General features: G+C 72.8%; 20 protein-coding genes. 2 read left to right on the top strand and 18 right to left on the bottom strand.

Translation table 11 applies throughout. The annotated features are described in order from the left end of the window. The 4 genes from QOZ89_RS30095 to rimP form a co-directional block, all read right to left on the bottom strand. Positions 1 to 973: translation initiation factor IF-2 N-terminal domain-containing protein (locus QOZ89_RS30095; protein WP_312626905.1), on the bottom strand; the 973-nt coding region annotated here is incomplete at its 3' end. A 210-nt stretch (positions 974 to 1,183) separates the two neighbouring features. Next, entirely contained in the window at positions 1,184 to 1,462 is a 279-nt protein-coding gene (locus tag QOZ89_RS30090) for a YlxR family protein (protein ID WP_312626903.1), read from the bottom strand. Positions 1,463 to 1,517: 55 nt separating this feature from the next. After that, on the bottom strand, positions 1,518 to 2,678 hold the full coding sequence (gene nusA / locus QOZ89_RS30085; RefSeq protein ID WP_071050545.1) for a transcription termination factor NusA: 1,161 nt from the start codon (positions 2,676 to 2,678) through the stop codon (positions 1,518 to 1,520). Beyond that, positions 2,675 to 3,754 (bottom strand): ribosome maturation factor RimP, encoded by a 1,080-nt coding sequence (gene rimP / locus QOZ89_RS30080; RefSeq protein ID WP_071050546.1) that lies wholly within the window; start codon positions 3,752 to 3,754, stop codon positions 2,675 to 2,677. The genes nusA and rimP overlap by 4 nt, the downstream gene beginning before the upstream one ends. A gap of 363 nt (positions 3,755 to 4,117) precedes the next feature. On the opposite strand from rimP, the gene QOZ89_RS30075 reads away from it, so the two are divergent. Both QOZ89_RS30075 and QOZ89_RS30070 read left to right on the top strand, forming a co-directional pair. After that, positions 4,118 to 4,747, top strand: coding sequence for a hypothetical protein (locus QOZ89_RS30075; protein WP_071050547.1), 630 nt, complete (start codon positions 4,118 to 4,120; stop codon positions 4,745 to 4,747). Positions 4,748 to 4,828: 81 nt separating this feature from the next. Beyond that, the gene (locus tag QOZ89_RS30070; RefSeq protein WP_083419086.1) at positions 4,829 to 5,344 is read left to right on the top strand and encodes a DUF4439 domain-containing protein; all 516 of its coding nucleotides are present in this window, start codon (positions 4,829 to 4,831) and stop codon (positions 5,342 to 5,344) included. Positions 5,345 to 5,377: 33 nt separating this feature from the next. Here QOZ89_RS30070 and QOZ89_RS30065 read toward each other — a convergent pair whose 3' ends face one another. From QOZ89_RS30065 to pyrH, 14 genes are all read right to left on the bottom strand, one after another. Continuing rightward, on the bottom strand, positions 5,378 to 5,833 hold the full coding sequence (locus tag QOZ89_RS30065; RefSeq protein ID WP_071050548.1) for an RrF2 family transcriptional regulator: 456 nt from the start codon (positions 5,831 to 5,833) through the stop codon (positions 5,378 to 5,380). Positions 5,834 to 6,075: 242 nt separating this feature from the next. Beyond that, positions 6,076 to 7,011: a sulfate/molybdate ABC transporter ATP-binding protein gene (locus tag QOZ89_RS30060; RefSeq protein WP_071050549.1), complete on the bottom strand. Its 936-nt coding sequence runs from the start codon at positions 7,009 to 7,011 to the stop codon at positions 6,076 to 6,078. Continuing rightward, a complete protein-coding gene (locus QOZ89_RS30055; protein WP_312626895.1) occupies positions 7,008 to 7,946 on the bottom strand; it encodes a sulfate ABC transporter permease subunit in 939 nt (312 codons plus the stop codon). Before QOZ89_RS30055 ends, QOZ89_RS30060 begins: the two co-directional genes overlap by 4 nt. Continuing rightward, positions 7,939 to 8,796, bottom strand: coding sequence for a sulfate ABC transporter permease subunit CysT (gene cysT / locus QOZ89_RS30050; RefSeq protein WP_312626893.1), 858 nt, complete (start codon positions 8,794 to 8,796; stop codon positions 7,939 to 7,941). Before cysT ends, QOZ89_RS30055 begins: the two co-directional genes overlap by 8 nt. Then, positions 8,793 to 9,848, bottom strand: coding sequence for a sulfate ABC transporter substrate-binding protein (locus QOZ89_RS30045; RefSeq protein WP_071050551.1), 1,056 nt, complete (start codon positions 9,846 to 9,848; stop codon positions 8,793 to 8,795). The genes cysT and QOZ89_RS30045 overlap by 4 nt, the downstream gene beginning before the upstream one ends. Before the next feature lie 199 nt (positions 9,849 to 10,047). After that, complete coding sequence (locus tag QOZ89_RS30040) at positions 10,048 to 10,899, bottom strand: GNAT family N-acetyltransferase (RefSeq protein ID WP_071050552.1); 852 nt, start codon at positions 10,897 to 10,899, stop codon at positions 10,048 to 10,050. A 19-nt stretch (positions 10,900 to 10,918) separates the two neighbouring features. After that, positions 10,919 to 12,073 (bottom strand): flavodoxin-dependent (E)-4-hydroxy-3-methylbut-2-enyl-diphosphate synthase, encoded by a 1,155-nt coding sequence (ispG, locus tag QOZ89_RS30035; RefSeq protein ID WP_071050553.1) that lies wholly within the window; start codon positions 12,071 to 12,073, stop codon positions 10,919 to 10,921. Positions 12,074 to 12,148: 75 nt separating this feature from the next. Beyond that, positions 12,149 to 13,327 carry a M50 family metallopeptidase gene (locus tag QOZ89_RS30030; RefSeq protein ID WP_071050554.1) on the bottom strand — a complete coding sequence of 393 codons (1,179 nt, stop codon included), beginning with the start codon at positions 13,325 to 13,327 and terminating at the stop codon, positions 12,149 to 12,151. Next, positions 13,327 to 14,565 (bottom strand): 1-deoxy-D-xylulose-5-phosphate reductoisomerase, encoded by a 1,239-nt coding sequence (gene dxr / locus QOZ89_RS30025; RefSeq protein ID WP_071050640.1) that lies wholly within the window; start codon positions 14,563 to 14,565, stop codon positions 13,327 to 13,329. The genes QOZ89_RS30030 and dxr overlap by 1 nt, the downstream gene beginning before the upstream one ends. A 341-nt stretch (positions 14,566 to 14,906) precedes the next feature. Further along, entirely contained in the window at positions 14,907 to 16,316 is a 1,410-nt protein-coding gene (locus tag QOZ89_RS30020) for a CE1 family esterase (RefSeq protein WP_312626884.1), read from the bottom strand. Continuing rightward, on the bottom strand, positions 16,303 to 17,619 hold the full coding sequence (gene rlmN, locus QOZ89_RS30015; protein ID WP_312626882.1) for a dual-specificity RNA methyltransferase RlmN: 1,317 nt from the start codon (positions 17,617 to 17,619) through the stop codon (positions 16,303 to 16,305). The genes QOZ89_RS30020 and rlmN overlap by 14 nt, the downstream gene beginning before the upstream one ends. A gap of 304 nt (positions 17,620 to 17,923) precedes the next feature. Continuing rightward, positions 17,924 to 19,048, bottom strand: coding sequence for a phosphatidate cytidylyltransferase (locus QOZ89_RS30010; protein ID WP_241841943.1), 1,125 nt, complete (start codon positions 19,046 to 19,048; stop codon positions 17,924 to 17,926). A gap of 326 nt (positions 19,049 to 19,374) precedes the next feature. After that, a complete protein-coding gene (frr, locus tag QOZ89_RS30005) occupies positions 19,375 to 19,932 on the bottom strand; it encodes a ribosome recycling factor (RefSeq protein ID WP_071050556.1) in 558 nt (185 codons plus the stop codon). Next, positions 19,929 to 20,708 carry a UMP kinase gene (gene pyrH / locus QOZ89_RS30000; protein ID WP_071050557.1) on the bottom strand — a complete coding sequence of 260 codons (780 nt, stop codon included), beginning with the start codon at positions 20,706 to 20,708 and terminating at the stop codon, positions 19,929 to 19,931. The genes frr and pyrH overlap by 4 nt, the downstream gene beginning before the upstream one ends. Positions 20,709 to 20,935 lie beyond the last annotated feature (227 nt).

The raw sequence follows: 20,935 nt of genomic DNA, 5'->3' as shown, positions 1-20,935 counted from the left end.
GCATGCCGCCACCCGCCGGGCGCGGGCCGCCGCTGCCACCCGGCCGCGGCGGCATGCCGCCGGGACTCGGGCGCGGGCCACCAGGGCCGCCCGAGCGCGGAGCGCCGGGAGCGCCGCCAGGGCGCGGCGCGCCAGTTCGCCGGTCGCCGGGCGCCGACGGCGGCCCGGGACGCGGGCCGGCGGCGGCGGCGGAACCAGGCGTTGTGTACGGGTTGTTGCCAGGCCCAGCCGGCCGGGGGCCGGGACGCGGGCCGGGCCGGGGACCGCCACCGGGCCGGCTGGGCGCGGCGGAGGGACCGCCGGCCGCCTGCACGGTTCCGGGAGCCCCCGGGCCGGCGGGACCGCCGGGCGCGGAGGGACCACCTGAGCGCGGCGGACGCGCCCCGGAGGGAGCGGGTGAGGCAGGGCGCGGGCCGGGACGCGGCCCGGCCTGCGACGGGGACTGAGGCGCGGCCGAAGCCGCCGCGGCGGCTGGGCGCGCCACCTCGGGACGCGGCGCGGCCTCCGGACGGGCGGGCACGACCGGTGCGCCGGCACCACCGGCGGGCGGGCCGCCGACGACAGCCGGGCCGCCGACGGACGGGCGGCCGGGCGGCGGCAGCGGGGCACCGGCGCCAGACACGCCGGCTACGGGGCTCGCCGGACGGGCCGCCGGGCCGGGACGGCCGTTCGCGGGGCCTGGACGCGGCCCCGGGCCTGGACGGGCCGGAGCCGGACCGGGCACAGGACGGGGGCCGGCGCCTGGACGGGCGCCGTTGCCGGCCGGACCGGGAACGGCGCGACCAGCCGAACGGGCGGGCGGAGCCTCACCCTCGCCGCCGAGCCGCTCCTTGAGCTTGCGCACAACGGGCGCTTCGACGGTGGACGAGGCGGACTTCACGAACTCGCCCATTTCCTTCAACGTGCCAAGCACGGTCTTGCTGTCGACGCCGAGCTCCTTCGCGAGCTCGTGTACGCGGGCCTTACCTACCACGGTGCTCCTTCGTTCGGCCCGCGGTTCAGCGCCCGCGTGACCTCGTTACCTGCTGGTCGCGATCATGGCTGCGTGCTCATTGCGCGGTCATCGCTCTCGACCTGCTTCCTGTCGGCGTCATCCGGCGTCTATCCGGCGACGCCCCCATCGGGTGGGGCACTCCCCCACCCTCCTGCTCAGGGCAGCGCGCCTAGGCGCACCACCCCCTGGCTAACAACGTCCGGGCCCGCCATCGTCCCGCGCGGAACCATGGACCTGCCGGACGTGAGCCCGGACCCGCTCGAGACCGAGCGGACCGGGTACCCGCAACGCTCGCGGGAACGCACGACGGCGCTCCGCGAGATCAAGGCATGCCATGTCGGGGTGCACGTGCGCTCCCCGGCCAGGCATACGACGGCGCGTGTCCGGCAGAAGTTCGCCATCCACCACGACGATACGCAGCAGGTCGGACCGCGCCGCCCGGGTCCGGCAACCAACACAGGTACGCACGACAGCAGTCGTGGCACCAGCGATGTGCGGCTCCGCACGGCGCGCCACGGAGAGTCTATCCCGTTGCGCCCCTGGGCTGCCCGCCCGTGGCAGGCGAGCGCCGTCCGGGTGCCCCCCCAGCGGAGGTCGCGGCGTCGGATCGCCGCAGGTCCGCCGGCCCGGCTCCGGCCCGGCGCGGCGGGTCCGCGGGGCGTCGCCCGGCGCCACCATTGTCACCTTCCGTGTCGGAGTGGATGTCGATCCGCCAACTGGTCAGCCGCGCGGCAAGCCGGGCGTTCTGGCCCTCACGGCCGATGGCGAGTGAGAGCTGGTAGTCCGGCACGGTCACCCGCGCCGAGCGGCCGGCGAGGTCGGTCACCTCGACGCGCGACACCCGGGCGGGCGAGAGCGCGCTGCCGACGAACGTGGCCGGGTCGGCGGACCAGTCGACGATGTCGATCTTCTCGCCGTGCAGCTCGGCCATCACGGCGCGCACCCGGCTGCCCATCGGTCCGATGCAGGCTCCCTTGGGGTTCACCCCCGCGACCTTCGAGCGAACCGCGATCTTGCTGCGGTGCCCGGCCTCGCGGGCGATCGCCGCGATCTCCACGGTGCCGTCGGCGACCTCCGGGACCTCCAGCCGGAACAGGCCCTTCACCAGCTCGGGGTGGGTCCGCGAGAGCGTGACGGCCGCGCCGTGCGGCCCCCGTGCGACGTGCACCACGTAGCACTTGATGCGGTCGCCGTGCTCCAGGCGCTCGCCGGGGACCTGCTCCGCCGGCGGCAGCACACCCTCGACGGTGCCGAGGTCGACGAGCACCACCCTCGAGCCGGCGCGCTGCTCGTGGTGCTGCACCACACCGGAGACGATCTCGTGCTCGCGGTCGGCGTACTGGCCGTAGGTGACCTCCTGCTTGGCCTCCCGCAGGCGCTGCATGATGACCTGCTTGGCGGTCATCTGGGCGATCCTGCCGAAGTCCGCGGGAGTGTCGTCCCACTCCCGGGCCGTGCCATCCTCCCGGGTCTCCTTCGCCAGCACGGTCACCTCACCGGTCTGGCGGTCGACCACCACCCGGGCGTCGGCGGCCGGGGCCTCATCGGCCGAACCGGCGGCGTGCGCGCCGTGGGTGTGCTGGTAGGCCTTGAGCAACGCGGTCTCGATCGCCTCGACCAGGGTCTCGAAGGAGAGGTCGTACTCCCGTTCGATCCCGCGCAGCTCGGCGACGCTGATTTTCACCGGTCTGTCTCCTCACCTGGGCTTGGGCCGCTGTCCTCATGACCTCCGCCGGCTCGCCCCCGCCGAGCCCCTCCCAGGTCGTTGCCGGTGGCTGGGCCGCCCGCGGGCGCGTCCTGTCCGAGCCCTCTCGGGCCGTCGTCCCAGCCGCCGTCGTCATTCCCGTCGTCCTCGTCGAGATCCTCGTCCTCGTCATCCCAGACGTCGTCGGCGCCGGCCAGGTCCTCGTCCTCGCCTGGCCCCTCGTCCTCGCCCACCTCGTCGTCACCGCCGAGCTCGTCGTCACGGTCGTCGACGTCCCCACTCGCCCCGGCCTCCGGGCGCCCCTCTCCCGTCCCGGACCGACCTGCGTCGGCGGAGGCGGCACGGGGGACGTCGGCGTGGCCGAACTCGATCTGCACGACCGCGCGGGCCACGTCGGCGAAGCGCAACCGCTCGAGCTGAGTCCGCACGGGACGCCCGCGCCGCGCGGCGCCGGCGGCCACGGCGAGGTCCACACCGTCGTCGTCGGCGCCGAGCACCCGGCCCACCACCACGGTGCCGTCCGCGCGGCTGGCCTCGACCAGGCGGCCACGCGCCCGCAGCCAGTGCCGCGGCTGGGTGAGCGGCCGGTCGACGCCAGGCGAGGTCACCTCCAGCACGTACGCGCCGACGAGGCCCGCCTCGTCGGCCACGCGGTCGAGCAGGTCGGAGATCAGCCGGCTGGCATCCGCGACCGCGTCCAGGTCGACGCCGCCGTCACGATCGACCGCGACCCGCAGCACACTGCGCGAGCCCGCGCGCGACAGGTTCAGGTCCTCCAGGTCGAAACCGGCCTCGGCAAGCGCGGGGGTGAGCCGTTCGCTGACCGCGGCCCGCAGCGCCGCCGTGCTCGGGGTTCCTGCCGGATCGGCGGCAGGGTTCCTGCCGGATCCGCGAAGCGGATCTGGGAGGTCGGCGATCTGGGAGGTCCGGTCCGCGGCCGCCGCGGGCTGGCCGGAACCCTGCTGCCCAGCCCCGGCGTCGGTGTACGCGGCCTTCCCAGGCCGCGCCGAGCCGCTCGGCGGCCGGCGGCCAGTACGGCCCGCGTCCCGTGCCACGTCACCCAGTCCTTTCCGCGAATTCCACCTGCCGACCAGATATCGACCAGCACCCACCACTGGCATGCCCCGCGCGCGGGCAACGCCACACGGTTCCCGCCCGAACAGCCCACCCCACCATGCCCGCTGCGTCATGCGAGCAGGGATGATGGTCAAGACGGCTATCGGCGAGGCTTCAGGCATCTTCCGAGATCCATAGCCTACGTCCGTCGCGGTGGGGCTCCAATCGCGGCCTGACCGTGGTCGGCGCTTTGCGGCGCAGGGACGTATCCACCCTCCGGCCGGCAAGCGCCCCGGCGGTGCACGGGGGCCATGCTCATGGCACCGACGTGTGATTGGCTGCGAGGCGTGGCTGGGGGCGGCATGGGTGGGGTCGGCGTGCGCGGCGCGCCGTCCAGGCGGGCCGTGCTCGCGCTGCCGGCGGCGGGGGTGGCCGCGGCGGGGCTGGTGACGGCCGCCGGCTGCAGCGAGTCACGGCCGGCAGGCACCCCCGCGCCACCGCCGGTCGACCTCGCGGCCGCGCAGGCCGCCGCCCGCGCCGAGCGGGACCTCCTGGTCGACTATGACGCCGCGATCGCTCGCCACCCCGCGCTCGCCGCGCTGCTGGGTGGCCTGCGGGCGCACCACGCGCAGCACCTGGCCGCCCTCGCGACGCAGGTGCCGGCCCTGGCGACCGCGACCCCGGACGGCACGGTGACCTCGGGCGGCAGTCCGTCCGCCTCGGCCCCGGCCACCCCGTCGGGCGCCGCGACGGCCCCCGCCGCGGGCACCTCGCTGCCCGGGAGCGCCGGCCCACAGCCCGGCGCGGACGACTCGCCGGCGGCGAGGGCCAGCGCGCTGGCCGAGCTCGCCACCTCCGAACGCGCGGCGGCCGACGAACATCGCGCGGGCTGCCTCGCCGCGACGGGTGGGCTCGCCCCGCTGCTGGCGAGCCTGCGCGCGGCGGAGTCCTGCCATGCCGACCTGCTCTCCCTGGCCGGCTCCGCTGGGTGAGCAAGACTCATCGATCTACCCCAGACCCGCACCGATCCGGCCGACTCTGGCCCCAGCCGACGAGGAAGACAGACAGGCACGATGGTGGCGACCAGCCGGCCGGCGACCGCGCCCAGCGCCAAGGGCTCGCCCATCGCGGCGCTGGATGCGCGCGCCGTCACCGCGCTGTCGGCGCTGGTGGCGGTCGAGCACGCGGCGGTGTACGGAGCGGCCTCCGCCGGCGGGGCGCTCGCGCCGCTGGGCGCGAGCGCGCGTGACGCCCGCGGCCTCGCCACCGCCGCCTTCACGGCGCACCGGCAGCTGCGCGACGCGCTGACCGCGCTGCTCCTGGACGCGGGCGCGAAGCCGCCGGCGGCGCAGCCCGCGTACACGCTGCCGGTGAGCCCGGCCAGTGTGGGGGCCGCGCTCACGCTGCTCGCCGAGCTGGACGACCGGACCGCGGCGAGCTCCTACGACGCCGTCGGCCTGGTCACCGGCAAGGCCCGCGAGCTCATCGTCGACGCACTCGCGCAGGCGGCCCTACGTGCCCAGCGCGCCCGGCTCACCGCCGACGTGAGCCCCGGGACGGCGGTCAAGGCGCTCCCCGGCCGCCTCTGACCCACGGCTCCTGACCCGCGGCTCCCTGTTCCGTCAGCGCCTGGCCCAGGCGCCGGGCGCCCTGCCGCGCTCGCGGACGATCTCCGGAAGGTCACCGCTCGCGATGTCGGCGAGGGTCACGGCCTCAAGCACCTGACGCAGGCTCACCCGGACGGCGATCCAGACGTCCTGCAGGTTCTTGGCCGCGCCGTCGTACGTGACCTCCTCCGGCCGGCGCCCACGCACGCCGGCCAGCGGCCCGTCGGTGACCCTGATCACGGTCGCCACGTCGATCTCGTGAGCCGGCCTGGCGAGCTGGTAACCGCCGTCGGCTCCGCGCCTGCTGGTCACCAGGCCGCTGCGTCGCAGGTCGGTCAGGATGTTCTCGAGGAACCGCAGCGGCAGGTCCTGCGCCGAGGCAAGCGTCTCGCCCTTGACGAGGCCGCCGTCGCTGGCGGCCAGCGTCAGCAGTGCGCGCAGGGCGTAGTCGGCGCGCGCGGAGATCTGCATACCACCATCTTGCCGGGTAGCCGGCGATCACGCCCATGGCGGGTGTCCCCAGCAGGTTCGGTGCTGGACCTGCCTCGCGGACGCGGGCCCGGTGCCTGATCCGCCGGCACCCGTCGGCCCCGCGTCAAAGGCCGCCCGCATCCAGCGCCAGGAGGAGCCCTGACGGATGGACGGCGGCGTCCGCACAGCCGCCGGCCACGGCACCCAGCTACCGGCCACACCGCCGCCGGCGGTCGGTTCCCTCAGCGGGTGGCGCGGATCCACACGTGTTGGCCGATCGCGAGGCGGAGGTCCTCGGCCTGCCCGCGGGTGAGCTGCGCCCAGGGCTGCTCGGCCCCGGCGTCCAACGTGAGCCGGACCTCGAAACCGATGCGCTGCAGGCCGGTGACCTCGGCGGGTGTGGTGTCGGGGGCCTCGGAGGTCAGGATCTCCAGGTCGTGCGGGCGGACCAGCCGGCCGGCGAGGCGGGTGACGGGGCCGAGGAAGCCCATCACGAAGTCGTTCGCGGGCTTGTCGTAGACGTCGGCGGGGGTGCCGACCTGCTCGATGCGGCCCTGGTTGATGACGACGAGCTCGTCGGCGACCTCGAGTGCCTCCTCCTGGTCGTGGGTGACGAAGATCGTGGTGACGTGCACCTCGTCGTGCAGGCGGCGCAGCCAGTCGCGCAACTCCTTGCGGACCTGGGCGTCCAGGGCGCCGAACGGCTCGTCGAGCAGGAGCACGGTCGGCTCGACCGCGAGGGCGCGGGCCAGTGCCATGCGCTGGCGCTGCCCGCCGGAGAGCTGCTCGGGCAGCCGGTCCGCGAACTGCTCGAGGTGGACCAGGGCCAGCAGTTCCTGCACCCGCGCGCGTATTTCGGCCTTGGGACGCTTGCGGATCTCCAGGCCGAAGGCGACGTTGCGGTAGACCGTCAGGTGCTTGAAGGCCGCGTAGTGCTGGAACACGAAGCCCACGTTGCGGCGCTGCGGCGGGACCCGGGTGGCGTCCTTCCCGTTGATCCGCACCGTGCCCGAGTCCGGCTGCTCCAGGCCGCCGATGATGCGCAGCAGCGTGGACTTGCCGCCACCGCTCGGCCCCAGCAGCGCGGTCAGGCGACCGTCGGCCACGGTCAGGTCGACGTCGTCGAGCGCGACGAAGCTGCCGAACCGCTTGCCGACCGAGCTGACCTCGATGCTCACCTGAGCCCACCTTTTTCCTGTGCGACTTTGTTCGACGCGACGTTGTTCAGCGCGAGGGCGGCCGGCGCGGGGTCGGCCGATAGGGCGAGGTCGTCCGGCACCACGGCCGGCGGCTCGCTGTGCTTCGACTCGCTCTCGCGCCGGCGGAGGAACACGAGCACGATGACGAGCACGGTGACGACGATGAGCAGGAACGCCAGCTGGAAGGCCCCTGGTTCGAGCTGCTGGACCCGCTCGCCGACCAGCAGCGGCACGGTCTGGGTCTGGTTCTCGCCGCTGACGTTGCCGGACACCACGAGCACGGCGCCGTACTCACCGATCGAGCGGGCCAGGCTCAGCACGATCCCGTACAGCAGCGCGGGCCGGATGACCGGCAGCGTGATCCGCAGGAAGCGCTGCCAGGCGTTGGCGCCCAGCACCCGGGCGGCCTGCTCCTGTTCGATCCCCTCCTCCGCGAGGACGGGGACCACCTCACGCAGGACCAGCGGGAACGAGACGAAGGTCGTCGCGAGGATCATGCCGGGCAGCGAAAAGATGATCTCGATCCCGGCGCTGTGCAGGGTGCCGCCGAACCAGCCGTCGACCGGGCCGTAGACCAGCACCAGCGCGAGGCCCACCACGATCGGCGAGACCGAGAGCGGCAGGTCGGCAAGCGCGCTGAGCAGCCGGCGCCCTGGGAAGCGGTAGCGGGTGATCAGCAGCCCGAGGCCCACTCCGAACACGGCGTTGAGCGCGACCGAGGCCAGCGCGATCTCCGCGGTCAGCCGGAACGCGGTCACCGCCTGCTGGGAGCTGATGGCCGACCAGAAGGCCGACGGCCCGGGGCTCACCGTCTTCCAGGTAACGACCACCAGCGGGACCAGCACCAGGACCGCGACGTAGAGCAACGCGATGGTGCGCTGGACCAGCCTGGTGGCGGAACGGCGGTTACCCACGGCGGGCCGCCGCGCGCTGCAGCAGGTCCAGGCCGACGATCACGAGCAGGCTGACCGCCAGCAGGACGGTCGCGGTCGCCGCGGCCGCGGGGAAGTCGAAGTTCTCGATCTTCTGGTAGGCGTACATCGAGGACACCTTGGTACGGCTGAGCCCGCCTGAGATCAGCAGCACCGAGCCGTACTCGCCCATCGCCCGGGCGAATGCCAGCGTCGCCCCCGACGCGATCGCCGGCAGCAGCAGCGGCAGCACCACTCGCCGGAAGATCGTGAACGGCGACGCGCCGAGGCAGGCGGCTGCCTGCTCGACCTCGCGGTCCAGCGCCATGAGGACTGGCTGGACCGACCGCACCGCGAACGGGAGCGTCACGAAGAGCAGCCCGAGCACGATCGCCCGCTGAGTGCCGAGCAGATGGATCCCGACCGGGCTGTCGGTGCCGTACACGGCGAGCAGCACCAGCCCCGCGACGATGGTCGGCAGCGCGAACGGGATGTCGATGATCAGGTCGACGAGCCGCCTGCCGGGGAACGGGTCGCGCACCAGCACCCACGCCAGCAACGTCCCCATCACCGCGTTGATCGCGGCCACCAGCAGCGAGCTGACCACGGTAAGGCGCAGCGCTCTCACGGCACTGGGGTCGGTGATGTTGTCCCAGAAGCCACTCCACCCGCCAGTGAACCCCCGGGCGACGACCGCCGCCAAGGGGATCAGCACCAGCAGGCTCAGCCACAGGACCGCCATGCCGAGCCCAAGCCCCGACCCGACCCCGAGCCGCGCGGCGCCGGAGGCGTCCCGCGCGGCCCGGGTGCGAGCCGGTGAAGCCGCCGTCGCCGGCTCCACCACCGTGCTCATCCGGTAGCGTTCTCGATCTTCGTGACGACGCCGTTGTCGGCGTCGAAGAACTCCTTGTTGACCTTGCTCCAGCCACCCAGGTCCGTGATGGCGGTCAGCTTCTCCACCGTCGGGAACGGCTTGGAGGGGTCGTTCGCGCCCTCGACGGTGCCGACGGTCGCGTTCTTGTCGGTCGGACGGAAGCCATGGCTGGCGAAGATCGCCTGACCCTCGTCACTCTTGGCGTACTCCAGGAACGCCTTGGCCGCCGGCGAGGCGGACACGGTCACCGCGGCCGGGTTCTCGATCAGGAACGTCTCCTTGGGGATGACGTAGTCGATGTCGACGCCCTTCTGCCGGGCCCCGATCGCCTCGTTCTCGTAGGAGATCAGCACGTCACCGGTGCCCTGGGTGAACGTGGTGGTCGCGTCCGCGCCGCTCGCGGGCTTGCTCACGACGTTCTTGAAGAAGGAGGTGAGGTACTCCTGGGCCTGCGCGTCCGTGCCGCCCTCGGCGAGGGTGTGGGTGTAGGCCGCCAGGATGTTCCACTTCGCCGAGCCGGACGAGGCCGGATCCGGCGTGACGATCTTCACGTCCGGCTTGATCAGATCATCCCAGCCGGTGATGTGCAGCGGGTTCCCCTTGCGCACCGCGATCACCACGACCGAGTTCGAGATCTGGCCCTTCGTACTGTCCGCGTTCCAGTTCTCGGCTACGAACTTCGGCACCAGGCGAGTCATGTCCGGATCAAGCGAAAAGGTCACAAAGTCGGCCTTCTGCCCACTGGCCACCGACTTGCTGACGGTACCGCTCGCCCCGAAGGTCTCCGAGAACTTCACGCCCTTGCCGGCGTCGGTCTTGACGAACGCGTCCTGCAGCGCCTCGTAGGCAGGCTTGGGCACCGAGTACCCGACGATCGCGATCGACTGGCCCGCGTTCGGACCGGCGCCGGCGCTCGCCCCGGAGTCGTCGCTTCCCCCGGAGTCACCGCCGCAGGCGGTCACCGCCAGCGCGAGCGCCGCGCCAGCAGCGATCAGGGGCGCACCATGGCGCCACAGCCTCCTCGGCTTCATGCCTGTTCCTCCCCGGACTTGCACACCACAACGGACCCGTAAGTCGATCGGACTTGTCGGGAACGCCAGCATGCCAGATGGGACGGACCATGACCAACAGCTTGTTGCATCCGCAACACAGACCAGCAACAAATTTTCCGTTTTCCCGATGGGCTTTATCGAGAATACAGGTCAGCAGACGCCCGCCGGAGGCGAAGATCTAAAACAGGATCGAGGCGAAGGTGCCGACGCGGCGGAAGCCCACCCGCTCGTAGGCGCGGCGGGCGGGCAGGTTGAAGTCGTTGACGTACAGGCTGACGACCGGCGCGTACATCGCCTGCGCGAGCGCCACGACGCTCGCCGTGCCGGCGGCGCCGAGCCCGCGCCCGCGCAGCTCCGGCGCGACCCAGACGCCCTGCACCTGGCTCACCCCGCCGGCGATCGCGCCGATCTCGGCCTTGAACAGCACCCGCCCGTCCTCGATGTGCGCGAACGAGCGGCGCTGCCCGACGAACTCCGCGACGCGGGCGCGGTAGAGCGCGCCGCCGTCGGCGAGGATCGGCGACACGCCGATTTCCTCGGTGAACATCGCGATGCTCGCGGGCATCAGGATGTCCAGCTCGTCCGGGCGCACCAGCCGGACGAGCGGGTCGGGAGCGATCAGCGGCGGGGAGTCGATGACCAGTAACGGCTGTTCGCTTCGCACCTCGCGCGCCGGGCCCCAGGAGGGTTCCAGGCTCCGCCACAGCTGGCCCACCGAGCTCGCCTCGCCGACGATCGACGAGCAGCGCCGGCCGGCACGGCGCGCCCGCTCGGCGAACAGCCGAACGGACGCGGCACCCGCGCCGACCGGCCACAGGTTCGCACCCGAATAACACAGCGCCGCGATCCTGCCGTCGACGATGTGCCCCCACACCTCCGCGCCCAGCCGCCATGGGTCAAGCCCACAGGCCTCCACCCGGGACGCGACGAACACGTCGGTGACCGGGTCCCGGGCCAGCAGCTGGCGGACCGCGGGCAGGTCGCGGTCGTCGAGCAGCCGGACCGGGCTAGACCGTAGTGGCAGACCCATCCGGCATCATGATCCGCGGCTAGCCGACGGAGACGGAGGGCTCGCCGGAGGCGACGCCCGCGGTCTCCATCTCCTCGGCGAGGCGCATGGCCTCTTCGATCAGGGTCTCGACGATCTGCGCCTCGGGCACGGTCTTGACGACCTCGCCGCGGACGAAGATCTGGCCCTTGCCGTTGCCGGAGGCGACGCCGAGGTCGGCCTCGCGGGCCTCGCCGGGGCCGTTGACGACGCAGCCCATGACGGCCACGCGCAGCGGCACCTCCATGCCCTCCAGACCGGCGGCGACCTGGTTGGCCAGCGTGTAGACGTCGACCTGGGCGCGCCCGCAGGACGGGCAGGAGACGATCTCGAGCCGCCGGTCACGCAGGCCGAGCGACTCGAGGATCGCCGTGCCGACCTTGACCTCCTCGACCGGCGGGGCCGACAGCGACACCCGCAGGGTGTCGCCGATGCCCTCGGCGAGCAGCGCCCCGAACGCGACGGCCGACTTGATCGTGCCCTGGAACTGCGGGCCGGCCTCGGTGACACCCAGGTGCAGCGGGTAGTCGCAGCGCTCCGCCAGCATCCGGTAGGCCTGGATCATGACGACCGGGTCGTGGTGCTTGACGGAGATCTTGATGTCCCGGAAGTCGTGCTCCTCGAACAGCGAGCACTCCCACAGCGCCGACTCGGTCAGCGCCTCCGGCGTGGCCTTGCCGTACTTGGCGAGCAGCCGCTTGTCGAGCGAACCAGCGTTGACGCCGATGCGGATCGGGATGCCGGCCGCCGAGGCCCGGCGGGCGATCTCGCCGATCTTGTCGTCGAACGCCTTGATGTTGCCCGGGTTCACCCGGACCGCGGCGCAGCCCGCGTCGATCGCGGCGAAGACGTACTTCGGCTGGAAGTGGATGTCGGCGATCACCGGGATCGGCGACTTGCGGGCGATAGCGGCGAGCGCGTCGGCGTCGTCCTGGCTAGGCACGGCGACCCGGACGATCTGGCAGCCCGACGCCGTGAGCTCCGCGATCTGTTGCAGCGTCGCGTTCACGTCGGCGGTCAGGGTGGTACACATCGACTGCACCGAGACCGGCGCGTCCCCGCCGACCAGGACGCTGCCGACCTTGATCTGCCGGCTCACCCGGCGCTTGCCGAGCGGACGAGCCGGAGCCTGTGGCATGCCCAGAGTAACGGTCACGTTGTCCTCACTGGGATGGGTATGCGGTTGCGCGCACGACAGACCGATGCCCGGAGCGGCGCGCCTCGCGGATCACTACGGATGGATCGGGTTGACGATGTCGGCGGACAGGATAAGCAGGCTGAACCCGAGCAATACGACGACCGTCGCGTACGTTGCTGGTAACAGCTTGACGAAGTCCACCCGCTGTACGGGGCCACGGTAGCCACGCAGGCGCCGCAGGCCGTGCCGCGTCTGCTCGAACGCGAGGACGGCGATGTGGCCGCCGTCGAGCGGCAGCAACGGCAGCAGATTGAAGATCCCGACGGCCAGGTTGATCGCCGCCACCAGGACCAGGAAGTTTCGGATCCGGTCTGGCCAGGAGCTGTCCGGCGCGGCGACGACGTCACCGCCGATGCGGGCCGCGCCCACGACGCTGACGAAACCGGCGGGGTCACGGTTGTCGCTGAACAGGTTGCCCAGTTCGTCGAGACGGTGGGTCAGCGTGTCGTACATCCCGGTGACGCCGGACCAGATGACCTCACCGGTGCGCGGGATCGCCGCAATCGGGCCATAGCGCTCGGAGTCAAAGCCCGGCTTCACGCCGAGAGCCCCGACCGGGTCGGTCCCCGCCGCGCCGGTCTGCCGGTTGCGCAGCACCTGCACGAGGTCCGGGCGCAGGGTGACCTGCTTGCCGTCCCGGTCGACGACCACGGTCGCGGCGCCCGCGCCGTGGTCACGCACGAGCTGGGTGAACTGCTTCCAGCTCGTGACCCGCACGCCGTCGAAGGACAGCACCCGGTCGCCGACCTTCATGCCGGCGGCGGCCGCGGGTCCATCGCCCGAGCACTGGTCGCTCGTCGACACGCAGCTGGTCGCGCCGATCTTGTTCTCGCTCACCTTCGCCGGCGCGCCCAGGGCCAACAGGACGACGTAGATCAGCAGAATGGCGATAATGAAGTGCACGACCGAGCCGGCCGACATCACCACGAGCCGGGCTCGCGCCGGCTTGTTGTAGAACGCCCGCGGAACGTCGTTCGGGTCGATCTCCTCGAGGGGGGTCATCCCCTCGATCTTCACGAACCCGCCGGCGGGGACCAGCTTGAGGCCGTACTCCGTCTCGCCGCGCTTGCGCGACCACACGGTCGGGCCGAAGCCGACGAAGAACCGGGACGCCTTCATCCCGTAGTGGCGGGCCGTGAAGAAGTGCCCCGCCTCGTGCAGGCAGACCGAGACCAGCAGCGCCACCGCGAAGGCGACGATGCCCAAGGCCATCACCGTGACACCACCGAGCCTTCGTCGGCCACCGCGCGTTCGATGAGGCGGCCGGCGGCGGCCCGCGCCTCGCGCTCGGTGGCGAAGACCTCGTCGAGCGAGGGCTTCTCGATCACCTCGTGCGCCGAGAGGACCTCGGCGACGATGTCGACGATCCGGACGAACGGCAGCTTCCCGGCGAGGAAGGCTCCGACCGCCTCCTCGTTCGCCGCGTTGAACACCGCTGGCGCTGTCCCGCCTCGCTTGCCCGACTCGCGGGCGAGCCCGACGGCGGGGAACGCCTCGTCGTCAAGCGGGAAGAACGTCAGGTTCTGGGCGGTGGTCCAGTCCATCGGGCGTTGCGCCTCGGGCACCCGGTCGGGCCAGCCGAGCGCGAGCGCGATCGGCAGCCGCATGTCCGGCGGCGACACCTGGGCGATCGTCGAGCCGTCGTAGAACTCGACCATCGAGTGCACCAGCGACTGCGGGTGCACGACCACGGCGATGTCGTCGTAGGGCACGCCGAAGAACAGGTGCGCCTCGATCAGTTCCAGCCCCTTGTTCATCAGGGTGGCCGAATTGATCGTGACGAACGGGCCCATGTCCCAGGTCGGGTGGGCCAGAGCCTGCTCACGGGTGACAGCGGCGAGCTCCTCACGGCGCTTGCCACGGAACGGGCCGCCGCTGGCGGTCAGCACCAGCCGGCGCACCTCGTCGCGCCGGCCCCCGCGCAGGCACTGCGCGAGCGCCGAGTGCTCGGAGTCCACCGGGATCAGCCGGTCCGGGTTGCCCCCGAGCGCGTCGAGCACCAGCGGCCCGCCGGCGACCAGGGACTCCTTGTTGGCGAGCGCCACCGTCCGGCCGGCGGCGAGCGCCGACAGCGTCGGCGCGAGGCCGACCGAGCCGGTGATGCCGTTGAGGACGATGTCCGACTGCCAGGCGGCGATCTCGATGGCGGCCTCGGGGCCGGCGAGGATCTTCGGGACCGCGAACCCACCGCGGCGGTAGCCACGCTTGGCGGCCTCGGCGTAGAAGGCCAGCTGGAGATCCTGCGCGGCGGACGCGGCCGCCACACCGACCACCTCGACACCCAGGTCGAGGGCCTGCTGCGCGAGCAGGTCCACCCGCCCGCCGCCGCCGAGCAGACCGACGACGCGGAACTTGTCCGGGTTGCGCTGGACTACGTCGATCGCCTGAGTTCCGATCGATCCCGTCGACCCGAGCAGAACGACCTCACGAACGACCCGTGGCTGCGACACCACCCCATTGTCGCAGGCTCGTCCGCGGCCCGACGACGGCCTGTTCGGTTCACCCCTGTTCGGTTCATGACACCCCGCGCCCGCCGACTGGCTGGTGACGTCTCGGCCCGCGCCGCCGGGTTCGGCGTTCGTTCCATTCCGTAGCCAGTCGGCGAGGACGCCGTGAACAACCTGAAGCAGAAGTGACGAGCTCGGGAACAGCCTCGGACACGCGGACGGCTGCCGCACCGTGAACCTGCCCGGATCAGGCTCACAGGTGCCGCGAACCGTCGATTCCCACCCGGCCCGCGCCGGGCACGAACCCCTCAGGACCGGGCGCGGCGGGATCGGGGTGAGACCGCTCAGCCGCCGGCGAGGGCGCGGCCCAGGGAGTCACCGATGCTTGGGGAGTCCGCCGAGACGACCGAGCCAACCACCGGGTGGGCCTGGAAGTAGAGAAGGCTGACCACCGTCGCGCTGAACGACGTCGCGGTCGGGCCGAGCTCGGGGCGCGCCTCCGCCTGGGGCCAGGTATGCCCGCCGCCGGTGACCGACAGGGCGCCGACGTCGGGTTTGCCGTCGCAGGTCCAGGCGGTCAGCTGGCCCAGCCCTGGCAGGGGCTGTGCCTTGGGCGCGGCGGAACAGCCGACGGCCTGGGCATAGCGGCCGAGGCGTTCGGGCACCGGCTGCGCGGTGACCCCGGTGAACGGGGCGGCCCGCGGCGCGCCACCTCCGTCCCAGGGAGCAATCTGGTCGGCCGCGCCATGGACCTCGAGAAGGTTCGTGACCGACTTCGCGCAACTGGCCGGCACCGTGCTGCCGGCAACGGAGACGATCGCCGCGATCCGCCCGGGCAGCGCGCAGCTCGCGGCCACCGCCATGTCGGCGCCGTCCCCGAACCCGGAGGCGAAGACCCGGCCGTCGGCAAGGCAGCCCCGGCCGCGCACGTCGTTCAGCAGCGCGGCGACGAACGCGACGTCGTCCGGCCCGACGGCGCTCGACCGGATGAAGTTCCACCGGTTGTTGACCCCGGCCGGGTCGACGACGACGTAGCCGCGCTTCGTCGCCTCGCCCGCCAGCCCGGTGTAGGCCTCCTGGTCGGTGGGCGCCTGGCCGTCGGCATGGAAGTTGAGGATCAGCGGCCGCGGCTGGGTGTCGCCGGCGGCGGCGGGCGGGACCGCGAGCAGGTAGCTGCGCTTCGTCGAGCCGACGGTGACGGTCTCGGTGGTCACGCCCGCCCGAAGTGTCTTGCCGGTCTGGCAGCCGCTCGGACCGGGGGTGGCCGCGACGACCGTCGCGTCGCCGTCGCCGTTCCCGTCGGCGGCCGTCCCCGCGGCGTCATCGGGAAGGCCCGCCCGCGCGGCGGCGGCGATGTTCTCCCCCGCCCCGCCCGGCGAGTCGGCCGGGCCGCGCGCGAGCGCGTACCAGAGCAGCATCAGGAGCACGATGGCGGCGGCGGCGATCGGTACCAGGGTCGTGCTCCTGGACGTGCCCGCCAGCAGGCCGCCGCGGCGCGCGGCCTGCCCGCGCCGCGCCCCGGAGGCACGATGCCCCCGTCCGGGGGTGGCATCGCGCGCGCCGGGCTCAAGGCGGCTGGCCAGGCCACGACCGGTCGAGGAACGCGCCGAAACCCGACGGGCCGAGACGTCGCCGGCCCGGCCTGCGCCGCCGCCCCCGCCAGCGGCGCCACCCCTGCCAGCGGCGCCACCGCGGCTGGCGGCACCGCCACGGCCGGCGGCACCGGCCCTGGACGACGGGTTATTGAAGGCCACGGCCCACGTCGGCGTCGTCGAGGCCCAGGACGCCCTCAAGGTTGTCGGTGACGCCCGGAGCGGCGTCGCCCGCGCGGCGGGGGCTGGCGGCGTCGTCAGCGGCGAGTTGGCCGCAGGCGGCCGCGATCTCGCGCCCGCGGGTGTCACGGACCGTCGTGGTGATCCCGCGGGCGCGCAGCCGAGCGACGAACTCCCGCTCGGCTGCCGCGGCGCTGGCGTGCCAGCTCGATCCCCGGGTCGGGTTGAGCGGGATCAGGTTGACGTGCACGGGTCGCCCGGCGAGGCGCCGAGCGAGCAGATCGGCCCGCTCGGGCTGGTCGTTGACCCCGTCGATGAGGGCGTACTCAATGCTCACCCGCCGTCCCGTCAGCGACGCGTACTCCCAGGCGGCGTCGAGCACCTCGGCCACCTTCCAGCGGGTGTTGATCGGGACGAGGGTGTCGCGCAGCTCGTCGTCGGGAGCGTGCAGGGAGACCGCGAGCCGCACCGGCAGCCCCTCGCGGGCGAGCCTGCCGATCGCCGGGACGAGGCCGACCGTGGAGACGGTGAGCGCGCGGGCGGAGATCCCCAGGCCGTCCGGGGCCGGGTCGCTGATCCGGCGCAGCGCGGTGACCAGCGTCCGGTAGTTCGCGAGCGGCTCGCCCATGCCCATGAACACCACGTTGGACAGTCGGTCCCGCGGCCTCCCGGAGCCCGACGAGGAGTCAGCCTCGCGCCCCGCCTGGCCGGGATGCCCATCATCACCGGGCAGCTCGCCGCGGCGCAGCACCCTGGCGGCGTCCACGACCTGTTCGACGATCTCGGCGACCGTCAGGTTGCGCGTGAGCCCGCCCTGGCCGGTCGCGCAGAACGGGCAGCCCATGCCGCAGCCGGCCTGGCTGGAGACGCACACGGTCGCCCGGTCCGGGTAGCGCATCAGCACCGACTCGATGGTCGCGCCGTCGACGGTGCGCCACGCGGTCTTGCGGGTCGCGCCGTTGTCGCAGGTGAGCGTCCCGCCGGCGGTCAGCAGCCTCGGCAGCAGCGCGTCGGCCAGCACGTCGCGGGCGGCGGTCGGCAGGTCGGTCATGCCGGCCGTGTCGCCGGGCGCGGCGAGCCGGGCGAAGTAGTGCCGGGCGAGCTGGTCGGCCCGGAAGGCCGGCTGACCGAGCTCGACCGCGGCGGCGCGGCGCTCGTCGCGGGAGAGGTCGGCCAGGTGCCGTGGTGGCTTCACCCGACGAGGCGTGACGGTGAGGCCCACCGCCCGCCCGGCTGGACCATCGGTCCTGCCGGCATGGCCGGTTCCGGCGCTGATGGCTGTCATAGCCCCTCCTTCCCCACCGATCTGCCAATGCGCTACCCGGTGCTGGTCCGCAGGCTCACCCCAGATCTGGCTAGGCAGACAGATCGCAGACCTCCCAGATCGGCTTCCAGACCTCCCCGATTGGCTTCGCCAATCGGGCAGGGACCCCGGATCCGGCAGGAACCCCGGGGACCCCGCGGGCAGCTCGAGGCAGAAGCAGGGATACGGCCAAGGCAGAAGCAAGGATATCCCGAGACAAGGCGGTGCCCTCCCGGCCGCCCGCGGCCCGCGAGGGCGGGCAACGCGGGTCGGGACCGGGCGGCGGTCAGCTCGGTGGCAGGAAGGAGTTGATGAGCAGCCAGGCGACCGGCGCGGTGCACAGCAGGGAGTCGAGCCGGTCCATGACCCCGCCGTGACCGGGCAGCAGGTTGCCCATGTCCTTGATGCCGATGTCGCGTTTGAGCAGCGACTCGCCGAGGTCGCCGACCGTGGCGGTGCACACGACGGCGAGCCCAAGGAGAACCCCCTGCCAGACGTGCCCGCCGAGCGGCCAGCCGACGACCACGCTCGCCACCACGACGCAGGCGAGGGCGGAGCCGGCGAAACCTTCCCAGGACTTGCCCGGTGAGACCGACGGCGCGAGCTTGTGGCGCCCGCCGGAGAGCACGCCGGCGGTGTAGCCACCGATGTCGCTGGCGACGACCGTCCCGAGGAAGGCCACCACCCGCCAGCTGCCGTCGGCCGGCGCGGTGAGCAGCGCCGCGAAGCCGGCGGCGAACCCGACATAGACGGCGGCGAAGATCGTGGCTGCCAGGTCGGCCGGCAGCCCCGCCGGCTCGCCGACGGCCCGGACCGCAACGGCGAGCAGCACGGTGAGCGCGAGCGAGCCGACCAGCGCCCCGGGCCCGCCGGCGTAGGCGGCGATCGGCATCGCCACCGCGCCGGCGACCAGCGGTGCCAGCGGCGGCCGCAGCCCCGCGAGCCGCAGCGCCCGCACGACCTCGAAGGTGCCGATCGCGACGGCAAGGCTGATGACGCCGACGAACCCGGCCTTGAGCGTGAACAGCGGCACCAGGATCAGCGCACCGAGCACGGCGCCGACGGCGATGGCCGCCGGCAGGTTGCGGCCAGCCCGGATCCGCCGGCGGGCGGGCCGGGCCGGCTCGTCGGCGGGGCCGGTTTGATCCGCCTGCCCCACATGGTTCTGAGGGGAAGGCTCACCCTCGGCGGGCGGGCTCACGACCACGCCATCCGGCGCGTCGGCCGCGGCCGGCGCGACAGGCTCGCCGACGGGCCCGCTGACGCGGAGCCGTGAGGCTGGGTCCTCCGGGGCCCCTCCGAGACCGGCGGAGCCGTTCTCGGAGGTCCGGATCCGCGCCGATGGATCGGCGGGGGCGGATTCGTGGCCCAGCCCGTCGGCCGGCGCCGTGGCGCGCAGACCTTCGCTCACCTCGCCCCTTCGCTGACCTTGCGTCGTTGGTCCGGGGGATCGTCCCCCAGCCAGGCATGATGGGCCACTGGGGGCCGCCGAGGAACATCCCCTCGGATTCGTCCACGTGGATTCGGAGGGGACCCTGCCGCCCTGCCGAACGAGGCTCCGCGCTCGCGGCGGATCCCCGCACGTCGCCCTCGGCGCCATGCGGGGGCTCGCCGCCGGCCGTCGTGGACCGGCCCGGAGCCGACCCCGACTGGCCGGCCGGCTGACCGGACGGCCGGCCCGGCCGTGGAGAACGCTAGGACCGCCGCCTGAGGACCGCCCAGACCAGCTGGAAGCGCTCAGACCGACAGGAGGTCGGACTCCTTGGCCTTGAGTAGCTCGTCGATCTGGGCGACATAGCGGTGGGTCGCCTCGTCCAGGTCCTTCTCCGCCCTGCGGCCGTCGTCCTCGCCGGCCTCGCCGTCCCGGACGATCCGGTCCAGTGCCTCCTTGGCATGGCGACGCACGTTGCGGACGCTGATCCGGGCGTCCTCGGCCTTTCCGCGGGCCACCTTGACCAGGTCACGCCGCCGCTGCTCGGAGAGCTCCGGGAAGACCACACGGATGATCGAGCCGTCGTTGCCCGGGTTCACGCCGAGGTCGGAGTCGCGGATCGCCTTCTCGACGGCGGCCAGCGACGACTTGTCATACGGCGTGATAATGACCATGCGGGGCTCGGGGATGTGGAACGATGCGAGCTGCTGGACGGGGGTGGGCGCGCCGTAGTAGTCGACGAGGATCTTCGAGAACACGGCGGGCGTGATCCGGCCCGTCCGGATGTTGGCGAAATCCTCTTTGGCGACCGAGACGGCCTTGTCCATCTTCTCCTCGGCCTCGAGGAGTGTGTCGTCGATCACCGCTGTCCTTCCGTTCCGTAGGCGTCGACACTAACCAGAGTCCCGATCTTCTCACCCCGCACGGCGCGCGAGATGTTCCCTTCGGTCAGCAGGTCGAAGACGACGATCGGCATCGCGTTGTCCATGCAGAGGCTGATCGCGGTGGCGTCCATGACCTTCAGCCCACGAGTGAGGACTTCCCCGTAGGTGAGCGTGTCAAAGCGCACCGCGCCCGGGTTGGTCCGCGGGTCGGCGTCGTAGACGCCGTCCACCTTCGTCGCCTTGAGCACGGCCTGTGCCTTGACCTCCAGGGCCCGCTGCGCGGCGGTGGTGTCGGTCGAGAAGAACGGCGCGCCGAGACCGGCTCCGAAGATGACGACCCGCCCCTTCTCCAGGTGCCGGATGGCGCGCAACGGCAGGTACGGCTCGGCGACCTGGCCCATGGCGATCGCCGTCTGGACCCGGGTGACCGTGCCTTCACGCTCAAGGAAGTCGGCCAGGGCGAGACAGTTGATGACCGTGCCGAGCATGCCCATGTAGTCGGCTCTGGCCCGGTCCATCCCGCGTTCGGCGAGTGCCTGGCCCCGGAACATGTTGCCCCCGCCGACGACGATCGCGACCTCGATGCCCGACCGGGCCACGTGCGCTACCTGCCGCGCGATCGTCGAGATGGTCACGGGGTCGATGCCCAGCTGATCGCTGCCGGCGAACGCCTCACCAGACAGCTTGAGCAGGACACGCGGCCACCTGGGCTCGGTGCTCTCAGGCCCGGTGGCCACCTCGGCTTGATCGATCACGGGTGGCCCTCTCCCCACAGGGGCCGCCGGAGGTGCGCGCGTGGAGCATCGCGCCTCCTTTGGCCGCGCCAGCGGCCGTGATGTTCGGCCGGAGGTCTTCGCTGACTGCCAGTCTGCCCCATCCGGGGCCGTCCCTGGTGGCCCGGCCCCACCGGCGGCAGGTCGCCCGGTCATTTCAGTAGGACTGATGCCCGTGTACGGGCGGGCAACCGGAGACGCGGGGCAGT

This window comes from Pseudofrankia coriaricola, assembly GCF_032027725.1.
Classification (GTDB): Bacteria; Actinomycetota; Actinomycetes; order Frankiales; family Frankiaceae; genus Pseudofrankia.
This window is presented reverse-complemented; position numbering and strand designations above follow the sequence as displayed.